Origin of the sequence: Rathayibacter sp. VKM Ac-2801 (assembly GCF_009834245.1) — a bacterium.
In the GTDB taxonomy this organism is placed as follows: Bacteria; Actinomycetota; Actinomycetes; order Actinomycetales; family Microbacteriaceae; genus Rathayibacter.
Genome location: NZ_CP047183.1, coordinates 3,085,847 through 3,104,648, shown reverse-complemented (window position 1 = coordinate 3,104,648; position 18,802 = coordinate 3,085,847). Strand labels below are relative to the sequence as shown.

The window sequence follows — 18,802 nt, the reverse complement described above, 5'->3', positions numbered from 1 at the left end:
GCCCGGCGGCCTGCGCTCGTGCGCGGGCTGCCGGGCGTCGCGGGCTCCTCCGGGTCCGCCGCGGGCCGACCGGCGGCTCATCGCGGCACGAGCCCGGTGAGCCGTGCCGTCAGCCGCTCGACGGGGCCGGCGCCGAGGAACCGCCACCACAGCACGGCGGCGGCGCAGAGCCCGACCACCAGGCCGAGAGCGGCGAGCGGAGTGTCGGCGGAGTAGCCGAGGCCCGCGCGGGCGAGCGCCGCGACGAGCGCCACCTGCAGCACGTAGACCGAGAGCGCGAGCGTGCCGATCGCCCGGAGCGGCACCAGCAGGCGCTGGACCGCGGTGGAGCGCGAGGTGGTCAGCAGCACCACTGCGACGTACGCCAGGAGCACGAGCCCGAGGTCGTGCAGGGTGTCCGGGAGGCTGCCGGAGGGCGACTCCGCGCCGAGCAGGAGCGCGACCAGCGGCCGCACCGGGTACGCGACGACCGCGACCGCCGCCAGCACCGGCAGCAGCCGGTCGCGCTGCGCGCCGTGCCGCAGCAGCAGGGCCCCGAGGAGGAAGAAGGGGAGCAGGTTGGTCGCACGGTAGCTCGGCCCGGTGAAGAGCCAGAGGGCGAGCGGAGAGCCGGGCGCGGTGGCGGCCACCGCGGCGTTCACGGGCCCGGCGACGAGCGCGAGGACGGCGGCCAGCGCGGCGATCACCCGTGAGCGGAGCAGGAGCAGCGGCGTGCCGAGCACCAGCACGACGCCGAGGTACTGCAGCACGATCGCGATCCAGCTGCCCCAGCTCTCGAGCCAGACGCCGAGCGCCACGAGCACGGCGCCGCGGATCGCGTTCCGCAGCAGCACCCGGTCCGGCGACGCTCCGGGCCGTGCGAGCACCAGGGCCGCCGACATCCCCATGACCAGCGCGAACAGGGGCGACGCGAGATCGTTGACGTTCCACGCCAGCAACCCGACGGCCCCCGTGCGCGCGCTCGGCACGAGCGGCATCGCGTGCGCGACGAGCATGGCCGCCACCGCCACTCCGCGCAGCACGTCAGGGGCGACCAGGCGGTCGTTCCGGAGTCGCGGAGCCGTCGCAGTCATCCCGCGAGAGTAGGCGCGCCCCCGCCGCCGCGCCCCGCGCGGGCGCACCTCGCGCCACCCGCCGTCCCGCCGTCCCGCCGCCCCGCCGCCCGCGGCGCCGACGTGCGCTGCTGTCCGCTCCGCTCCGCCGGCCAGGGCCTCGGGCCGCACCGCTCCGATCCGTCGGGAACGGCCCGTCACGCGCTCCTCCACGGGCCCTCAGCGACGGATCGGCGCACGCACGCGCCGCCGCCTCGCGCTCGGTCCGGCGCGCAGCCCGGCCCGCTTCGATGCGTCACGAACGGTTCGTTCCGCCCTCCCGAAGGGACCGTTCGCGACCCCTCGACGCCCGCCCGCCCGCGATCGCCCCGCACTCGGCCCGCACCGAGCCCGACCGGGCATGCTGGACGGATGACCGACGCCGCCCCGTCCCCCGACCGCCCGCGCCGCGCCCGCAGCCAGCACGTGCTCACCGTGCTCCGGACCGAGCGCCTCACCGGCCACCTCGTCCGCGTGCACCTCGGCGGGGACGGGCTCGACGAGTTCCTCGCCGGATCCGACCCCGAGCGCCTCGCCGCGACCGACCGCTACGTGAAGCTGCTGCTCCCGCCGCGCGGCTCCGACCTCCGGCCGCCCTTCGACCTCGATGCGCTCCGGGCGAGCGTCGCCCCCGAGCAGCTGCCCGTGCGCCGCACGTACACCGTCCGCTCGGTCGACCTCGAGCAGCGCTCGGTCGCCGTCGACTTCGTCGTGCACGGCGACGAGGGAGTGGCGGGGCCGTGGGCGCTCGCCGCGGCTCCCGGCGACCGGATCGCCCTCTCCGCGCCCGGCGGCGCCTGGTCGCCGAGCGCCGACCCCGAGGCCGTGCACCTGCTGCTCGGCGACGACTCCGCTCTGCCGGCGATCGCCTCGGCCCTCGAGGGGATGCCCGCGCACGCCCGCGGCCTGGTCCTGATCGAGGTGGACTCGGCCGCCGACGAGCTCTCGCTTCCCGCTCCGGCCGGAGTGGAGGTGCGCTGGCTGCACCGCGGCGGTCTCGAGGCCGGCCGTGCGCTGGTCGCGGCCGTGCGGGCCGAGTCGAGGCCCGCGGGCGTGCTCGAGGTCTTCGCGCACGGCGAGCGCACCGCGATGAAGCAGCTGCGCGCGCTCCTGCAGGACGAGTGGGGCGTGGAGCGCCGGGCGCTCTCGCTCTCGGCCTACTGGGCTCTCGGCCGCGCCGAGGACCGCTTCCAGGCCGAGAAGCGCGAGCCGGTCGGCGCGATCTTCGCCGACTGACGCGGGAGCGCGGTCCGCCGCACGTCCGCACCTCCGCGGTCCTCGTGCAGCCGGACGCCCGGCCGACGTGCCGCGCCGAGCAGTCCACGACCGGACGCGGTCGACCACCGGCGGCCGGGCGGACGCGCTCGTTCCGCCCGCGGCGGCACCGTCCCGCGCAGGCCCCTCAGCGCCGGGCGAGGCCGACCGGGAGCCCGCCCGCGAGGGTCGCGGCGGATTCGAAGAGCAGCGCCCCCACCCCGCCGAGGGCGGTGGCGACGACGGTGTTCAGCACGGCTCCGACGAGCGCGAAGCCCAGCACGTTCGGCAGCGAGAGGATCGCGTCGAGGTCGACCCGATCGCCGACGACCTGCCCCAGGAGCGTGTCGGCCTGGGTGAAGAGCTCCGAGTGCACGAGCAGCGGATGGGCGACCAGGACGGCGGCGAGGCCGAGCAGCGCGAGCGCGAGGCCGAGCAGGAACGAGAGCTTCACGGCCGACCAGAAGTCGACGAGCACGAGCGTGAGGCGGAGCGGAGCGGCCCGGTCGCCGACGGGCTTCCCGGAGACGGTCATCGGGCGTCGGCGGCGCGCTGGTCGGCGGCGACGACGTCGACGTCGTCGGTCGACACCCGCGTGGTGCCCCGCGCGGTCCTGACCGTGAGCACGGCCGCCCCGTAGTCCTGGTCCTCGTCGACGGTCCGCCACACGGCGGCCCAGACGCCGTCGACCAGCTCGGCCCGTGTCGTGATCCCAGTCGTGCTGTGCACGAGGACTTCCGTGACCTCCGGCCCGGCCTGCCCGACGAGCTGCGCGTAGTCCTCGCCGGTCTCGGGGTCGCCGTAGCCGCCGACGGTGCCGAAGCTGAGGACGTCGGCGGCGCCCAGCCCGTGACGGAGGGTCTCGCGTCCGGTGGAGAGCAGCTGCCCGTCCTCGAGGAACGCCTCGGTGAGGGCGTCGCCGTCGAGATCCCACCGGCCCTCGTAGCGGTCGGCGCGCTGCGCGAGCAGCGTCCCCTGCGCCGTGCCGGCCGGCTCGGAACTGCCGACCGCGGCGGCTCCCGTCGCGAAGAGTCCTCCGGAGGCGACGACGAGGGCTGAGGCGGCGGCGAGGGCGAGGGCGCGGTTCACGAGGGTCTCCTTGGCGGGACGGGAGCCGGGAGCAGAGGTGCGGCGGCGTTCTGCCAGCGTCCCGGGCCGGAGGAGTCCGGTGCGTCGTCCGGGAGTCGCGTCCGATGCGCCTCGGGGATGACCGCGCGTCCGCTGTTCCCCTCCTGCTGCCCGCCACCCGCCGAGGGTCCCTCCCCTCCGGCGTGCGGTCGGCGCGGATCGCCGCCCGCCGCTTGCAGGGCGTCCCCCGCGCGGTGGATCCTGCCCGGACGCGGAGCGCCGCGCAGGACGCAGCGGCCACCGCCGGACGACCGCCCTGCGGGACTCCCGCCGACACGGATGTTGCATCGCCGCCGCAGCCGGACATGTACCTGTGACTCCGCGAAAGGGGAACCATGAGCATCCGCTCCCGAGACGACTTCTCCGAGCTGTACCGCGCCCACTACGACGACCTGCTCCGCTTCGTCCGTCGCCGCGCTCCCGCCGCGACGGTCGACGACATCGTCGGCGAGACCTTCCTCGCCGCCTGGCGCCGCCGGCAGGACCTGCCGGAGAACGTGCGGCCGTGGCTGTTCGGCACCGCCCGCAAGGCGATCCTCAACGCCGCCCGCGGCGAGAACCGCCGGCAGGCGCTCGCCGTGCGGATCGGGACCCTCGCCCCGGAGGAGCAGGCGGACCCGTCGGTCGGCGACCGCCTCGACCTGGAGAGCGCGTGGAAGCGGCTCCCCCTCGCCGAGCAGGAGGCTCTGGCCCTCCACGTCTGGGAGGACCTCCCGCAGGCCGACGCCGCCCAGGTGCTCGGCTGCTCCCGGGCCGCCTACGCGATGCGGCTCACCCGCGCGAAGCGGCGCCTGGCGGCGCTGCTCGCCCCCCTCGACTCCACCCTCCTCTCCGGCACGGCAGAACGGACCCTCTCATGACCGACCAGCTCCTCGACCTGCTCCGCGCGCACGACGCCGAGCCCCGCACCCCCCTCACCGCTGCCGAGGCCGCTCGTCGGGACGCGCTCCTCGGCGAGATCTGGATCAGCGAGGAGGCGGCCGCTCCCCGTCTCTTCCGCCCCCGCGACTGGGCGATCGCCGGCGCGGCGACCGTGCTCCTGGCCGCCGCCGCCGCAGCCGCGGTGATCGTCGTGGTCCCGGGTCTCCTCCCCGGCACCGGCTCCGTCGGGCTGAACCGCGCGGTGCTCGCCTCCTGGACCGCGATCCCGGAGCGCATCCTGCCGACCTCCGAGCTCGGGCAGTCGGCGACGCAGTGGTGCGCGACGAACCTGCAGAGCCCCAACGGCGAGGCCGGGCCGCCGGAGGTCTCGCACCTCGACGCGCGCGGCGACGCCGCCTCGATGATCTACCGCTTCGACGACTCCCTCTACTACTGCCTCAGCGCCGGGAACGGCGCGGGGATGTGGGAGGTGGCGGACGCCGCACCAGTCGGCCCTCTCGCCGCGGACGCCGTCCAGGTCAGCTCGGCCGGCACCTTCGGAGAGGGGGACGCCGCTCTGATCTACGCGGTCGGCTTCGCGGGCGCGGACGTGGAATCGGTGGTGCTGCACGAGGCGGGCGTCGAGCCGGTCGTCGCGACCCTCGAGGGCGGCTCCTGGACCGCCTGGTGGCCCTCGTCAAACGGCCTCGCCGCCGGGCCTGCCGGCACGGTCACGATCACCACCCGGGACGGCTCGAGCAGCGAGGTCCCCGTCGACTCCCTCTACCGCCCGTGAGCGGGCCGCGGCACTCCCGCTCGGACGGGCCGGAGCAGGAGGGGGCGGGCGCGCGCATCCTGTCCACGCGCTTCACCGACATCCAGTACCTCGACGAGGGACCGGCGGACGGGACTCCGCTCGTGCTCGTGCACGGCTTCCCCGACGTCCCCGCCACCTGGGACGACGTCCTGGAGCTGCTTCCCCCCGGACTCCGGGTGGTGCGCCCCTTCCTGCGAGGGGTCGGGCGGACCCGCGTCGTCGACCTAGAGGCGCGGTCCGGGCAGGTGGCCGCGCTGGCCGGCGACCTGCTCGACCTCCTCGAGGCGCTCGACCTCGGGCCGGTCGTGCTCGTCGGCCACGACTGGGGAGCGCGGACCGCTCACGCCGTCGCGGCGCTCGCGCCCGAGCGGGTCGGCGCACTGATCACCCTCGCGACCGCGTACGGACCGTCGAGCGAGCTGAGCGGCGGCGAGGTCCTCGACGAGGCCGCCGCGGCCTGGTACCGCTACTGGCTCTGCACGGCCGCCGGGGTGGAGGCGTTCCGGAGCGACCCGGCGCAGCTCGTCCGCTGGGCCTGGCGGGAGTGGTCGCCTCCGGGCTCGCTCCCGCCCGAGGCCCTGGAGGAGGTCCTCGCGGCGACGGCGACCGACGGCTTCGCCGACACGGTCGTCGACTACTACCGGCACGGCGCCCGGGAGGCACCCGGCCGGGCCGTGTACCGCGCCGCGCAGGAGGCGCTCGACGCCTGGCCGCGCATCGACGCGCCGACGACCTTCCTCCTCGGGACGGCCGACGGCTGCGAGACGCCCGCCCTCGCGCGGGCGAACGGACGGTACTTCTCCGCGGGCCGGGAGCTGATCGAGCTCGACGGCGTCGGCCACTTCGTGCAGCGCGAGGCCCCCGGGGCGGTCGCGGCCGCGATCCTCCGGCACGTCCGACCGGTCGACCGCGCACCCGCGCCTCCGGTGACGCGCTAGAGCGCCTCCGGCCGCGGACGAGCGATCCGGCAGCGGGGCCCGGGGTCGTCTCCCGGGCCCCGTCGCTCACACCTGGGCGGTGCCGCTGTCCTCGACCGGGCCGGACGCGTCCGACTCCTCGGCGATCTCGGTGTCGGTCTCGTCGGCGCGGTCGCGGAGCGCGTCCGCCATCGCGCCGGCGCCCTCGGCTCCGTGGTCGTGCTCGACCTGGTCGATCAGGCCGCCGAGCTTCTCGTCGTTGCTCGCGTCCTCGGCTCCGTCCATCACGGGGCTGTTCTGCTCGTTGTCGCTCATGGCGCTCCTCCTGGGTCGACCGGCCTCTGCGCCGGTGGTCCGACGCTACGCGCGCGACCCGTGCGGTGCAGGTGATCGACGGGAATCGGCCACTCCGCTATCGCTGTGCCGGATCGATGCTCCCGGGCGGTATCCGGAACGAGCGGACTGCGCTCTCTTCGCGCGCGATAACTGAGCGGATATCGCCTGTCGAATGAGCCCCTATCGCTTTCCGGCCGAGATGAACTGTTCTCTCAGACAAGGACCCCCCGACGAACCTCCCTGCTATGATCGGGCGACTTCTGCACCAGGGACCGGGGGTCGTTCTCGGCGGACGATCGATCATCCACACGCCTGTTATCTCGATCATCACCAGTGAAGGCGCGTATGGCTTCGTATCTCTTCGTCTGCTCCGGAGGCGGGCATCTCAAGGAGATGTTCGCCCTCTCGGGCCTCCTCGGAGTCGACCCCGAGGAGCAGCACTGGGCGACCGTCGACAGTGCTCTCAGCCGTACCCTCCTCGCCGACCGTCGCGTGACCCATCTCGCCGATCCGCCGCCCCGCGCCGTCGTGCCGGTCCTCCGCAACGCGCTGATCGGCCGCTCCCTGCTGGCCCGCGGCTCCTTCGACGCCGTCTTCAGCACCGGCGCCAGCCCCGCCCTCTCCTTCCTCCCGCTGGCGGCCTCGCGCGGCATCCCCGCGCACTACATCGAGAGCGCCGCCCGCGTGCTCGGACCGTCGATGACCGGCCGGATCCTGGCCCGGGTCCCTGCCGTCTCGACCTACACGCAGTACCGCTCCTGGGCCGACGACCGCTGGAGCTTCGGCGGCTCGATCTTCGACACCTACCGCGTCGAGGACGTCGCCCCGCAGCCGATCCGCCGCGCGGTCGTGTCGGTCGGCACGCAGGACGGATACCCGTTCCCCCGCTTCTTCGCCGCGCTCGCGCCGCTGCTCGAGGGCGTGGAAGTGCTCTGGCAGACCGGAGCGAACGACGTCTCCGGGCTCGGGATCGACGGCCGCCACTCCGTGCCGCACGACGAGCTCAATGCGGCGATGAAGGCGGCCGACGTCGTCATCGCGCACGGGGGAGTGGGCACCGCGCTCAGCGCCATCGAGCAGGGCCGGGTGCCGATCCTGGTCCCGCGCCGCGCCTCCTTCGGCGAGCACGTCGACGACCACCAGGTGCAGATCGCCACGCGCCTGGCCGATTCCGGCCTCGCGGTCACCGTCGACATCGAGGGCCTCTCCCGCGAGACGCTCGAGCTCGCCGCGGCGAGACGGGTCCTCTCCGCCGAATCCGCCGTGCCCTTCGCGGTGCACCAGGCGGCCGAGAAGTCCTCGGGCCTCTCCCGCCGCCTCTTCCCCTCCTCCCGCTGATCCCCGCCCGAGCGACCAGACGTGATGAGAACGACATCCACGCGTCATCCGCGGCCCGTACACTCTCGAATGGGTTGGGGGGCCGGACGTCACTTCACGTGCGTCGAATTCGGAATGGTCGGCCGACTCGACACTGATGGCGAAAGCTCCGAAGGATTCTCGATATGACTGACACCCCGCGCGGCCTCTCGCGCCGCCTCCTGCTCGCCGCCTCCGCTGTCGGAGCCGCCGCGACCGCCTCCGCTCTCGTGGCGACCCCGGCGCTCGCCGCGCCGAACTACAGCGTGATCCCGAAGCTCCCGGGCGAGGTCTCGCGGGCCGACACTGCGATCTCGAGGAACGGCAAGAAGCCCTACGAGATCATCGACGTGAAGATCGGCAACGACTCCACGCGTCTCTTCGTCCCGCACTCGGCGAAGCCGGGATCCGGCTCCCCGGTGCCGGTGGCCTGGTTCTACCACGCCAGCGGCAGCAGCTACAAAGCCCTCGACAACGCGTACAGCTACTCGGCCGATCCGCTCGTCGACCTGGGCTTCGTCAGCATCAGCCCCGACTTCGGCGGCCCGAGCAACTACACCAACCCCACCGCGCTCGCTGTGCAGACGGCCGCCACGGCCTGGGTGCAGAACCTCTGGAACGTCCGCGGGAGCTTCCTCCGCTCGAACTCCGGCGGCGGAGCGATGATGTGCTGGGCCTACGCGAAGAAGATGGTGCCGAACATCTACGGGGCGTACCACGCCAGCAGCGTCTTCGACGTCGAGGACATCGCGGCGCGCGACGACACCCAGCCGAACCGCGTCCTCGCCGTGTACGGCGGAGACCGGGCGCTCCTGCGTGCGACCAACCCCGCCCGTCTGCCGCAGGACGCCTGGAAGGGCGTGCGCCTGCGCGTCAGCGCCGGCACGGCCGACCAGCTCGCACCCGCCGAGCTCCACGGCGGACGCCTGCGCCGCCTGGCGCTCCCTGTCGCCAGGGAGGCGACGATCGCGTACCACAGCAGCGACGGCTACCAGGGCGGCCACATCGTCCCGACCTCCACCAACAGGGACTCGGTCGAGACCTTCCGCCGCTGGCTCCAGGAGGGCCCCGCCTGATCCGCGGCAGGGCCGACGCGACCCCTCCTCCCCGGGGGTCGGCGCCAGGGTCGAGCAGTGGAGGAGGAGGGCACGGCATCGCAGGCGTCCCAGCCGCCGAGAGGCGGCTCGCGAGGGCATCGCGATCCTCATCGAGGCCGACGGGACCACTCCCGTGAGCGCCGCACCGCCCGCCCCCTCCTCCACCACTCCGCTCCGACGCCAGAAGGACTCCCTGACGTGATCGACATCCTCCCGCGACGACTCCTCGTCGGCGCGCTCTTCTCGGTCGCCCTGGTGATCGTCCTCGGGATGGGGTACATCTTCTCGACCCGGGAGCCGGCCACCGGCCTCCTGGTGGTCGCCGCCGGAGTCGGCGGGATCGTCGGCGCCTACGTGCTGCTGCGGGTCCCCGCGCACTGGCTGCCGGCGATGGCGCTCGCGTTCTTCGCGCTCGTCCCCACGCCGCTGACCCCCTCGACCCTGACGTTCCGCATGACGCTGTGGGCGGTCATCCTCGTGATCTGGGCGATCCGGCGCGGGCTCGCTCCCGAGCTGTGGCGCGCCCCGGTCAAGGCGTGGACCCGCGAGCTCGTGCTCTCCCCGTGGCGGGCCGTGGTGATCCTCGCGTTCATCGCCCTCATGCTCTGGTCGGCCGTGGCGACGGTGCGCGGCTCCTTCGCGAGCGAGGGCGTCTCGTGGCTGTTCAGCTTCGCGATCTGCGTGGGCGTCCCGATGCTCGTCTTCGACGCCCAGCGCGAGGCCGTGCTGCTGCGCAAGACCTGGGTGATCCTCTCGGGGCTGCTCGCCCTCTACGCCGCCCTCGAGCTGGTCGCGCAGAGCTCGCCGATCCTCGGAGCCGTCTACGGCGCCCTCGGCTACGAGCAGGACCAGCACTGGTCGCTCTACCGGGCCGAGATCACCTTCGGCCACCCGCTGCTCGCCGGCACCTTCCTCACCGTCGGCGCCGGTCTCGCCTTCGGCTCCTGGCTCCAGGGCTCCCGCAAGTCGGACCTGCTGCTGGGCATCCTGGCCTCGGGCGGCGTCGTCGCGACCGTCTCGCGCGGACCGATGGCGGCCATCGCCGTCGCGGTCGTCGTCGCGCTCGTCGCCGTCGGCTTCCTCAACCCCGACCGCTCGCTGCTGCGGCCCGGCTCGATCCTGATCGCCGGCCTCGTCGCGGGCGTCGGAGTCCTGAACTTCGAGCCCGTCACGGCCCGCAACAACAACCTCGACGCCTCCATCTCGGCGGGCGCCCGCGACCTCGCGGTGACCGTGTCGCTCAAGGCGGCGGAGCTCACGCACTGGCTCGGCTCGGGAGCGGCGACGTCCGGCATCAGCGGCAGACGGTTCTCGGACGTGGTCATCGAGAACTCGTTCCTCCAGCTGCTGATCAGCGTCGGCATCCCCGGCCTGCTGTTCTTCGTGATCATGGTGGCCGCGATGTTCGGCGCCACGCTCAGCCGTCGCGACGTCGGCCCGGCGGCGGGCCTGCTCGGCTTCATGGTCTGCCTCGCCGGCTACAACGCCATCGACGCGGTCCGCCCGAGCCACCTGCTCCTGGGCTTCCTCGTCATCATCTGCCTGAACCCGGTGCACGTCCCCGACTTCTCCAAGGGCATCCGGATGCGCCAGCCCCTCGGGGCGCGGATCTTCGACGCGCCGATGGCCGTCGGAATGCGGGGCGAGAGGTGAGCCGCCGCTCCCGCGCGAACGACTCGTCGCCGGCCGCGCTCGTCGTCCAGCAGTCGCTCGCGCCGCCGGACTCGACCACGCAGTACGTCGACTCGATCGTCGACGGCCTCGCGCCCGGTGTCGAGCTGCTCTTCTTCTCCTGGCGCAGCGCCCTGCTCGCCGACTACGACGTGCTGCACGTGCACTGGCCCGAGCTGATGATCCGCGGCCGCAGCCCGCTGCACCGCTTCCTCCGCCGCCGCGCCCTCGACGTGCTGCTGGTGCGCCTCGCGCTCCAGCGCATCCCGCTCGTGCGCACGGTGCACAACCTGCACCCGCACGAGCTCGGTCCCGCCGCCGAGCGCCGCTCGCTGGCCCGGATCGACCGCGCGACCGACCTGTTCGTCCGCCTGAACCCCACGACCGTCACCCCCGGCCGGGCGCCCGCCGTGACCGTGCTGCACGGCCACTACCGCGACCAGTTCGCGCTGCACCCGCTGCCCGAGCGCGAGCACGGCCGCGTCCTCTACTTCGGCATCATCCGCCCGTACAAGGGCGTCGTCGAGCTGATGGACGTGTTCCGCGGCGTGGAGGACGACTCCCTCTCCCTGCACGTGGTCGGCAGCCCCAGCACGGGCCAGCGCGAGCTGGTCGAGGAGCGGGCCGCCCGCGATCCGCGCGTGCGCACCACGCTCCGCCGGGTCGACGACGCCGAGATGGTCGACGAGATCGGCCGGGCCGAGCTGATCGTCCTGCCGTACCGCGAGATGCACAACTCCGGCTCGATCCTGGTCGCCCTGTCGCTCGGCCGGTCGATCCTGGTGCCCCGCACGCCCACCAACACGGCCCTGGCCGAGGAGGTCGGCAGCGACTGGGTGATCGAGTACGACGGGGATCTCACCCCCGAGCTGATCACCTCCGCGCTCGAGCGCACGCGCACCCGCCCGCCGGAGGGGCTCCCCGCCCTCTCCGGTCGCGACTGGGACGTGCTCGGGCTCCAGCTCAAGACGGCCTACGAGGGCGCGATCGCCACCAAGAAGGGCACGACCCGATGAGCGCGACCACGCAGAAGCCGTCCCCGAGCCTCGGCCGCTCCGCGAGCCGCGGCGCCGCCGTCACCATCGGCGGACAGGCGATCCGCATCGCCGTCCAGCTGGGCAGCATCGTCGTCCTCGCGCGCCTGCTCGCGCCGGCCGACTACGGCCTGCTCGCGATGGTCACGGCGATCATCGGCATCGGCGAGATCTTCCGCGACTTCGGCCTCTCCTCCGCCGCCATCCAGGCGAAGGAGATCACCCCGGGCCAGAAGAGCAACCTGTTCTGGATGAACGCGGGCATCGGCCTCACCCTCACCCTGCTGGTCATCGCGGCCTCGTGGCCGATCGCCGCTCTCTACGGCGACGACCGGCTCCAGCTGCTGACCGTCGTGCTCTCCTCGACGTTCCTCCTCAACGGGATCTCGACGCAGTTCCGCGCCGACCTCGCCCGGCACCTCCGCTTCGTGAAGCTCACCCTGGTGGACATCGTCGGCCAGGTGCTGGGCCTCGTGGTCGGCGTGCTGATGGCGCTCGGCGGCGCGGGCTACTGGGCGCTGGCCGCGAGCCAGGTCGTGCAGCCGCTCATCGGCGTGCTGATGCTGGTCTTCATCACCGGCTGGCGTCCCGGCCGCTACCGCCGCGGCGAGGCGATGGGCCACTTCCTCCGCTACGGCGGCGGGGTCTTCGCGACCCAGGCGCTGACCTACGCGAGCAAGAACGTCGACTCCGTCATCATCGGCGCGCGCTTCGGCCCGGTCGACCTCGGCCTCTACAACCGCGCGTTCCAGCTGATGATGCTGCCGCTGCAGCAGCTCAACGCCCCGGCGCAGCGCGTGGCCCTGCCCGTGCTCTCCAAGCTGCAGGACGAGCGCGAGCGGTTCCGCACGTTCATCCTCTTCGGCCAGTCGGCGATGCTGACGGTGATGGGCCTCGTGCTCGCCGTCCTCGGCTCCCAGTCCGACTCGGTCATCCGGATCCTGCTGGGGGAGCGCTGGCTCGCCTCGGTCCCGATCTTCCAGATCCTGCTCGTCGCCGGGTTCTTCCAGGCCACGGCGTACTGCTCCTGGTGGGTGTTCCTCTCGAAGGGCCTGGTGCGCCAGAGCGTCTGGTACAGCCTGGCGACCCGCCCGCTGATGGTCGTCCTGATCCTGCTCGGCTCCAACTGGGGAGTGACGGGCGTCGCGATCGCGTACGCCGGCTCGCTCGCCCTCACCTGGCCGATCGCGCTGATCTGGATCGGCCGCACCTCCGACGCTCCCGCGCGCGAGATGTTCACCAACGGCCTCCGCAGCGGCATCGCGTTCGGATCGATCACGGTCGGCTCCTTCTTCTCCACCGTCTGGATCGCCGCCGACCAGCCCGTCCTCCGCCTCCTCGTGGGCGGCGCCGCCGTCCTGGTCGGGGTCGGGCTCTGGATGCTGATCCTCCCCGCGTTCCGCCGCCAGATCCTCGGCCTCGCCGACCTGCGCCGCCACTTCCGCCGCAGCCGCCCGGCCGCCGCTCCCGCCCCGGCCACGGTCGACGCCACCAGCCCCACCGGTGACAGCGCCCTGGTCGACGGAGCCGTCACGGCCGGCACCCCCGACTCCGAGCGGCCTCCCGCCGCCGTTCCCCCCACCGAAAGAGATCGATGAAACTCAAGCTCGGCGTCGTCAAGTCCTGGAAGAAGGACTTCGTCACGACGACCCGCCTCCCCGCCCGCCGCGACGCGGCGGTGCTCCGCGCCGCCCTCGCGGACCTCCGCCCCGAGCCCGAGTCGCACCTCGTGATCGCCGCTCCCGGCAGCGGCAACATCGGCGACCAGGCGATGCTGGAGGCGTTCCTCGAGAACACCACCGGCCCCGTCGTGGTGATCCAGCGCTACGCCGGCGACGTCGTGATCCCCGAGGAGCAGGCCGACCGGGTCGAGGTCGTCGAGCTCCCGCACCTGGTCTACGGCGTGGGCGACGCGCACGCCGCCGACCTCCGCGCCTACGCCGCGCTGATCCGCCGCGCCCGCTCGGTCTCGGTCGTCGGCGCCGACATGATGGACGGCAAGTACAGCCTCCGCGGCTCGGTCCGCCGCTCCCTGCTCGCGCAGGCCGCCGCCGAGGCCGGAGTGCCCACCCGCATCCTCGGCTTCTCCTGGAACGCTGCGGCCCGCCTCGCCGCCCGCCGCTCCCTGATCGCCGCCTCCCGCGCCGGCGTCGTCCCGATGCTCCGCGACCCGCTCTCGGCGGAGCGCGCCCGGAGCATCGGCGTGCAGCGCGTCGAGGAGGTCACGGACATCGTCTTCTCGGCGCGCACCCGCGACCGCAGCTTCCGCGAGGGGCTGGGACTGCCCGAGGGCGTCCCCTTCGCGCTCGTCAACGCGAGCGCCCTCGTCGCCGGCATGGTCGACCAGGTGCCGGAGTACGAGCGCATCGTCGACCGTCTCCGCGCCGCCGGCGTGCACGTCGTGCTCCTCCCGCACGTCTCCCGCCCCATCGGCGACGACAAGGTGGCCGTCCGCGCGGTCGCCGAGCGCGTGGGCTCCGAGGGCGTCACCGTCGTCGACCGCGTGCTGATGCCCGCCGAGATCCGCGGCCTCGCCGAGGACGCCCTGCTGACCGTCACCGGCCGCATGCACCTCGCGATCATGTCGCTCTCGCTCGGCGTCCCCGCGATCACCCTCGCCACGCAGGGCAAGGTCGAGGGCATCATGCGCCTCATCGGCCTGCCGCAGCTGTGCGTCGAGCCGGTCCCCGGCTTCGCCGACCGCGTCCTCCCGGTGATCGACCGCATCCTCGCGGAGCCGGGCGACGGCGGCGTGCGCGCCACCATCGACGCTGCCATGCCCGAGGTGCGCCGCCTCTCGGCGCTCAACACCCGCGGCCTCGGCGCGGAGGTCGTGCGATGAGCGCGGCGCAGGAGAAGGGACCGCGCATGCGGATCATGTTCGTCGTCACGTCGCTGCACGGCGGCGGGGCCGAGTTCGTCGCCCGCACCTGGATGGGCTGGCTCCTCGAGCAGGGCCACCACGTCGACGTCGTCACCACCTCGGTGAAGGGCACCGACGAGTACCTCCCCGAGGGCGCGGTGCTGCACCGCATCGGCGAGGGCACGGGCCACGTCGGCAAGGCGCGGATGCTCAAGGAGCTGTTCCGCCGCCGCACCCCCGACGTCGCGGTCGCCCTGCAGGGCTACCCGAACATCGTGCTCCTGGCCTCGGCCGAGATGACCGCGAAGGCGGACCGCCCGAAGACCATCGTGAGCGAGCGCAACCTCGTCTCGCTCGGCATCCCGGGCTTCTCGAAGACCCAGAAGGTGCAGCTCGGGCTCGCCAAGACGCTCTACCGCCGCGCCGACCACGTCATCGCGATCTCGCACCCCGTCGCGGGCGAGCTCGTCGCCGGCTTCGGCGTCTCGGGCGAGCGCTGCACCGTGGTGCCGAACCCGGCGACCGCCAAGGTCGACCGCTCGCGCCAGGTCTCGCGCACCCCCGGCACCGCGGCGGGCCTGCAGATCGTGCTGCCCTGCCGCCTCGTCGTCCAGAAGCGGCCCGAGCTCGCGATCCTCGCGGCCGAGGAGCTGGAGCGCCGCGGCATCCCCGCGAAGGTCGTCTCCTTCGGCGGGGGCCCGCTGCTCGGCAGCATGAAGGCGGAGGCGGCCGCGCGCGGCGTGGACTTCCAGGACATGGGCTGGGTCGAGGACTGGTTCCACCACTTCGACGAGAACGCCGTCGTGCTGCTCCCGTCGCTGCGCGAGGGCTTCGGCAACGTGCTGGTCGAGGCGGCCGCCGCCGGCGTGCCCTCGGTCGCCGTGTCCGGGGCGCTCGGAGTCGCGGACGCGATCGTCCCCGGCCTGACCGGCGAGCTCGCGCTCACCCCCTCCGCCTCCGACCTCGCCGACGCGCTGATCCGCGCGAGCGAGCTCGAGATCACCGGCATCGACCGCTGGCTCGACCGCTTCTCGCTGGAGTCGAGCGGCCGCGACCTCGAGACGGTGCTCCGCCGGGTCGTGGGGCAGAAGTGACCCTCGTCTCGGTGGTGGTCCCGGCGCACCAGGAGGAGGCGCACCTCGCCTCCGCCCTGGAGCGCCTGCTGCGGCAGACCCACGCCGAGCTCGAGATCCTGGTGGTGGACGACGCCTCGACCGACGGGACCGAGGCGATCGGCCGCGCGTTCGCCGAGGAGCACGAGCGGATCCGCTACCTCCGCCAGGACGAGAACCAGGGCGTCGCCGCCGCTCGCGAGCGCGCCGTCGGCGAGGCCGCCGGCGAATGGGTCTGGCTGGTCGACGCCGACGACGAGTGGCCGGAGACCGCGGTCGCGGCCATGCTCGCCGCGGGGGAGGCGGGCCGCGCCGATGTGGTGGTCGCTCAGGCGGTCACGGTCGACGCCACCGGATCCACGCGCGTCGGCGCCCTGCGCGGCCCGCTCGCGCTCTCGGGCCGGGGCGCCTTCACCGCGCTCCTGGTCGGCGAGCTGACCGGGCACCTCTGGAACAAGCTGTTCCGTCGCGAGCTGTTCGACGGCATCGACTTCACGCGGATCCGCCAGCACTCGGACCAGGCGCAGGTCGCGCAGCTGCTCGCCGCGGCCGACGAGGTCGTCGTCGTCCCCGACTCCGTCTACGAGTACCGCCTCCGCTCCGGCTCGATCATCCGCTCGGGCGCGAAGCGCGCCGACTCGCTCGCCGGGCTCGCCGCCGTGATCGAGCGGACGGCCCGCGGGCTCGACCCGCGCATCCTCGACTCGCAGGACTACTCCTACTACCGCGCGCGCTTCTCCCTGCTCTCCCGCTTCAAGGACGCCACCTCGGGCGCGCACAGCCCCGAGGAGGCCGACCGGCTCTGGCGGGCCGCGCACGACGAGGCGGGACTCCGGCACCTGGTCGCGCTCGTGCGCCGCCGCGACCTCAAGCGCTCGGTCCTCTTCGGGCTCGCCGCCGCGGCGCCCGCGCTCTACCGTGCGGCGATGAGCGCCGGGAACGGACGCCGGTGACCGTCGTCTCCACGATGAGCGGAAAGGGCGGAGTCCTCTCTTCGGCAATCGAGTCCTCGTCACTATTCCGTCGAATGTGCGGCGCGGACGATACACCCTTAGTCTTGATCCTCGGTCGCGATCCGCGTCCGAGCCTGCGCGCTTCTCTGAGCCTTGTTCACCTCGGGTGGAATTCACGAGCGGTGCGGCCGGGCACAAGGGGGAGAGAATGAAGCTGCTGAAGCCTGCGGGCGGGGCCCGACGCGAATGGGTGGATTTCGCCAAGGGCGCCGCCATCCTGATGGTCGTGTACTACCACACGTCGTTGTACCTCGGCGACATCGGGGTCGAGAACACTCTCGGCCGCATCAAGGTCGTGTTCGAGCTGTTCCCGATGCCCCTGTTCTTCCTGGTGTCCGGCCTCTTCGGCTCACGCATCCGCACCTGGAGCTTCCGCGACCTCTGGCGCCGCAGGCTGTACCCGCTGCTCTGGCTCTACGTGGTCTGGTCCGTGATCCGCATGGTCTTCTACCTGATCGTGCCGCTCGCGAACGGCGGACTCGGCGAGCTCCCCGCGACCGACCCCCTCAACCTGCTCCTGCTGTTCTTCTGGCCCAGCAGCAGCTACTGGTTCATCTACGGACTCTTCCTCTTCACGCTCGGCGCGTGGCTCCTGCGGAACGTCGACCACCGCGTTCAGGTCGCTCTCGCCGCGGTGATGGGGACGATGTTCACCACCGGTCTCCTCAACACGACCAACGTGGGCTGGAACCGCATCGGCGCCCTGTTCGTCTTCTTCCTGGTGGGCACGCTCTACTCGAAGAGGATCATCGACTTCGTCGAGCAGAAGGGGAGCCGCGCGTTCCTCTACGTCACTCCGGTCTTCGTCGTGCTTAGCGCGGTGCTCTTCCTCTTCCCGATCCGCTGGGTGCCGTTCCTCGCCCTCGCCGGCCAGATGGCCGCCGTCGCGATGGGCATCCTCGTGGCGCGGGCCCTCTCCCGGGTGCGCTTCCTGAACTTCTTCACGATCTGCGGCGAGCGCAGCCTGCACATCTACCTGCTGCACCTCTACATCATCGTGCTCTGCATCACGATCCTGCGGGTGATCCTCCCCGAGGACCGCTCCGAGATCGCCGGCTTCGAGGTGCCGCTGCTGCTGGTCGTGATGGTGCTGGCGGTCGTCCTCTCGCTCGTCATCACCCGCTACCTCTCGAAGGTCAAGTGGATCTACGTCCCCCCGGCCGCTCTCGGCGGCCCCGGCAAGCGGCGCAAGCCCGTGGCCGTCCCGGCGCGCGGGCCCGGAGTCATGTCCGATCCCGCCGCGGTCCCGGCCGACGAGCCGGCCACCTCACCCAGTTACCAGCAGAAGAGAGCGGAGTCCCACGAGTGAAGACGACACGAGCACGCAGAGCCGGAGTCCTGGCGGCCGTCGTGGCCGTCGCCCTCGGGCTCGCCGGCTGCTCCTCGCAGCCCGAGCCCGCCCGCACGCCCGACGGCTTCACGACGGAGAAGGCGATCGAGTACCGCTCGGTCGACGGCGTCTCGCTGAAGGCCGACGCCTGCCTCCCCACCGAGGGCGGCACCGACCGCCCCGCGCTGCTGATGCTGCACGGCGGAGGGTTCGTCGACGGCGCCCGCGACGAGGGCGGGATGACCGAGCTCTGCGAGTACTACGCCGAGCGCGGCTTCGTCTCGGTCTCCGTCGACTACCGCCTCCTCCAGGACAGCCGGTACCCGGGCCAGATCGAGGACGCGCAGGCCGCCGTCGAGTGGCTGCGCGAGCCCGCGCAGGTCACGCGCTTCGGCCTCGACCCCGCCCGCATCGGCGTGATGGGCAGCTCCGCCGGAGCGATCATCGGAGCGACCATGGGCACGCTCGGCGAGGGCTCCCTCACCGAGGGCTCGCGGGTCAAGACGGTCGTCGCCTTCTCGGCGGTCGCCGACATGACCGAGGCCGGGATGTCGCTGGGCACGCCGGTGCCCGAGGCGAAGGAGCAGATCCTCGCCTACCTGGACTGCGACGAGATCGACTCGACGACCTGCCCGCAGAGCGTCCCCGCGTCGCCGATCAGCTCGGTCGACTCCACGGACGCCCCGCAGATCTGGCTGACCTCCGAGGACGAGCTCGTCCCGGTCGAGCAGGCCGACGCGATGCAGGTCGCCCTGCAGGACGCCGGAGTGGCGTCCGAGGTCGGCGTGGACGGCTCCGGCCACCACGGGCTCCAGAACAACACTCCGAACAACAAGAAGGCGATCCTCGCCTTCCTGCAGGCCCACCTCTGATCCACCGCTTCCGCGCGAAACCTCGCGGCCGGTTCCGCGCAACGCGGACG

Annotated in this window: 18 protein-coding genes; 14 read left to right on the top strand and 4 right to left on the bottom strand. The window is 73.1% G+C overall.

What is annotated here, in order from left to right:
- Positions 1-77: 77 nt before the first annotated feature.
- Complete coding sequence (locus GSU45_RS14540; RefSeq protein ID WP_159915973.1) at positions 78-1,073, bottom strand: DUF418 domain-containing protein; 996 nt, start codon at positions 1,071-1,073, stop codon at positions 78-80.
- Positions 1,074-1,463: 390 nt separating this feature from the next.
- Between GSU45_RS14540 and GSU45_RS14535 the strand changes: the two genes are divergently transcribed.
- Positions 1,464-2,327 (top strand): siderophore-interacting protein, encoded by an 864-nt coding sequence (locus GSU45_RS14535; RefSeq protein WP_159915971.1) that lies wholly within the window; start codon positions 1,464-1,466, stop codon positions 2,325-2,327.
- Positions 2,328-2,493: 166 nt separating this feature from the next.
- Here the strand turns inward: GSU45_RS14535 and GSU45_RS14530 are convergent, their stop codons facing one another.
- Both GSU45_RS14530 and GSU45_RS14525 read right to left on the bottom strand, forming a co-directional pair.
- The gene (locus GSU45_RS14530) at positions 2,494-2,880 is read right to left on the bottom strand and encodes a DUF3566 domain-containing protein (protein ID WP_159915969.1); all 387 of its coding nucleotides are present in this window, start codon (positions 2,878-2,880) and stop codon (positions 2,494-2,496) included.
- Positions 2,877-3,434 carry a hypothetical protein gene (locus tag GSU45_RS14525; protein ID WP_159915967.1) on the bottom strand — a complete coding sequence of 186 codons (558 nt, stop codon included), beginning with the start codon at positions 3,432-3,434 and terminating at the stop codon, positions 2,877-2,879. Before GSU45_RS14525 ends, GSU45_RS14530 begins: the two co-directional genes overlap by 4 nt.
- A 374-nt stretch (positions 3,435-3,808) precedes the next feature.
- Between GSU45_RS14525 and GSU45_RS14520 the strand changes: the two genes are divergently transcribed.
- From GSU45_RS14520 to GSU45_RS14510, 3 genes are read left to right on the top strand one after another with little or no spacing between them, the layout of a single operon-like run.
- On the top strand, positions 3,809-4,333 hold the full coding sequence (locus GSU45_RS14520) for an RNA polymerase sigma factor (RefSeq protein WP_159915965.1): 525 nt from the start codon (positions 3,809-3,811) through the stop codon (positions 4,331-4,333).
- Entirely contained in the window at positions 4,330-5,130 is an 801-nt protein-coding gene (locus GSU45_RS14515) for a hypothetical protein (RefSeq protein ID WP_159915963.1), read from the top strand. The genes GSU45_RS14520 and GSU45_RS14515 overlap by 4 nt, the downstream gene beginning before the upstream one ends.
- Complete coding sequence (locus GSU45_RS14510) at positions 5,127-6,089, top strand: alpha/beta hydrolase (protein WP_159915961.1); 963 nt, start codon at positions 5,127-5,129, stop codon at positions 6,087-6,089. Before GSU45_RS14515 ends, GSU45_RS14510 begins: the two co-directional genes overlap by 4 nt.
- A gap of 66 nt (positions 6,090-6,155) precedes the next feature.
- Here GSU45_RS14510 and GSU45_RS14505 read toward each other — a convergent pair whose 3' ends face one another.
- A complete protein-coding gene (locus GSU45_RS14505; RefSeq protein ID WP_104226612.1) occupies positions 6,156-6,383 on the bottom strand; it encodes a hypothetical protein in 228 nt (75 codons plus the stop codon).
- Positions 6,384-6,749: 366 nt separating this feature from the next.
- On the opposite strand from GSU45_RS14505, the gene GSU45_RS14500 reads away from it, so the two are divergent.
- From GSU45_RS14500 to GSU45_RS14455, 10 genes are all read left to right on the top strand, one after another.
- Positions 6,750-7,742, top strand: coding sequence for a glycosyltransferase (locus tag GSU45_RS14500; RefSeq protein WP_159915959.1), 993 nt, complete (start codon positions 6,750-6,752; stop codon positions 7,740-7,742).
- 164 nt (positions 7,743-7,906) lie between these two features.
- Positions 7,907-8,836, top strand: a complete 930-nt coding sequence (locus GSU45_RS14495; RefSeq protein WP_159915957.1) for a hypothetical protein — start codon at positions 7,907-7,909, stop codon at positions 8,834-8,836.
- Positions 8,837-9,055: 219 nt separating this feature from the next.
- Positions 9,056-10,510 (top strand): hypothetical protein, encoded by a 1,455-nt coding sequence (locus tag GSU45_RS14490; RefSeq protein ID WP_159915955.1) that lies wholly within the window; start codon positions 9,056-9,058, stop codon positions 10,508-10,510.
- Positions 10,507-11,544, top strand: coding sequence for a hypothetical protein (locus GSU45_RS14485; protein ID WP_159915953.1), 1,038 nt, complete (start codon positions 10,507-10,509; stop codon positions 11,542-11,544). Before GSU45_RS14490 ends, GSU45_RS14485 begins: the two co-directional genes overlap by 4 nt.
- Complete coding sequence (locus tag GSU45_RS17415; protein WP_159915951.1) at positions 11,541-13,160, top strand: lipopolysaccharide biosynthesis protein; 1,620 nt, start codon at positions 11,541-11,543, stop codon at positions 13,158-13,160. Before GSU45_RS14485 ends, GSU45_RS17415 begins: the two co-directional genes overlap by 4 nt.
- Entirely contained in the window at positions 13,157-14,404 is a 1,248-nt protein-coding gene (locus GSU45_RS14475) for a polysaccharide pyruvyl transferase family protein (protein ID WP_104275865.1), read from the top strand. The genes GSU45_RS17415 and GSU45_RS14475 overlap by 4 nt, the downstream gene beginning before the upstream one ends.
- A complete protein-coding gene (locus GSU45_RS14470; protein ID WP_159915949.1) occupies positions 14,401-15,519 on the top strand; it encodes a glycosyltransferase in 1,119 nt (372 codons plus the stop codon). Before GSU45_RS14475 ends, GSU45_RS14470 begins: the two co-directional genes overlap by 4 nt.
- On the top strand, positions 15,516-16,490 hold the full coding sequence (locus GSU45_RS14465) for a glycosyltransferase family 2 protein (RefSeq protein WP_159915947.1): 975 nt from the start codon (positions 15,516-15,518) through the stop codon (positions 16,488-16,490). Before GSU45_RS14470 ends, GSU45_RS14465 begins: the two co-directional genes overlap by 4 nt.
- A gap of 208 nt (positions 16,491-16,698) precedes the next feature.
- The gene (locus GSU45_RS14460; protein WP_159915945.1) at positions 16,699-17,859 is read left to right on the top strand and encodes an acyltransferase; all 1,161 of its coding nucleotides are present in this window, start codon (positions 16,699-16,701) and stop codon (positions 17,857-17,859) included.
- The gene (locus GSU45_RS14455; protein ID WP_159915943.1) at positions 17,856-18,752 is read left to right on the top strand and encodes an alpha/beta hydrolase; all 897 of its coding nucleotides are present in this window, start codon (positions 17,856-17,858) and stop codon (positions 18,750-18,752) included. The genes GSU45_RS14460 and GSU45_RS14455 overlap by 4 nt, the downstream gene beginning before the upstream one ends.
- The last annotated feature ends 50 nt before the right edge of the window (positions 18,753-18,802 follow it).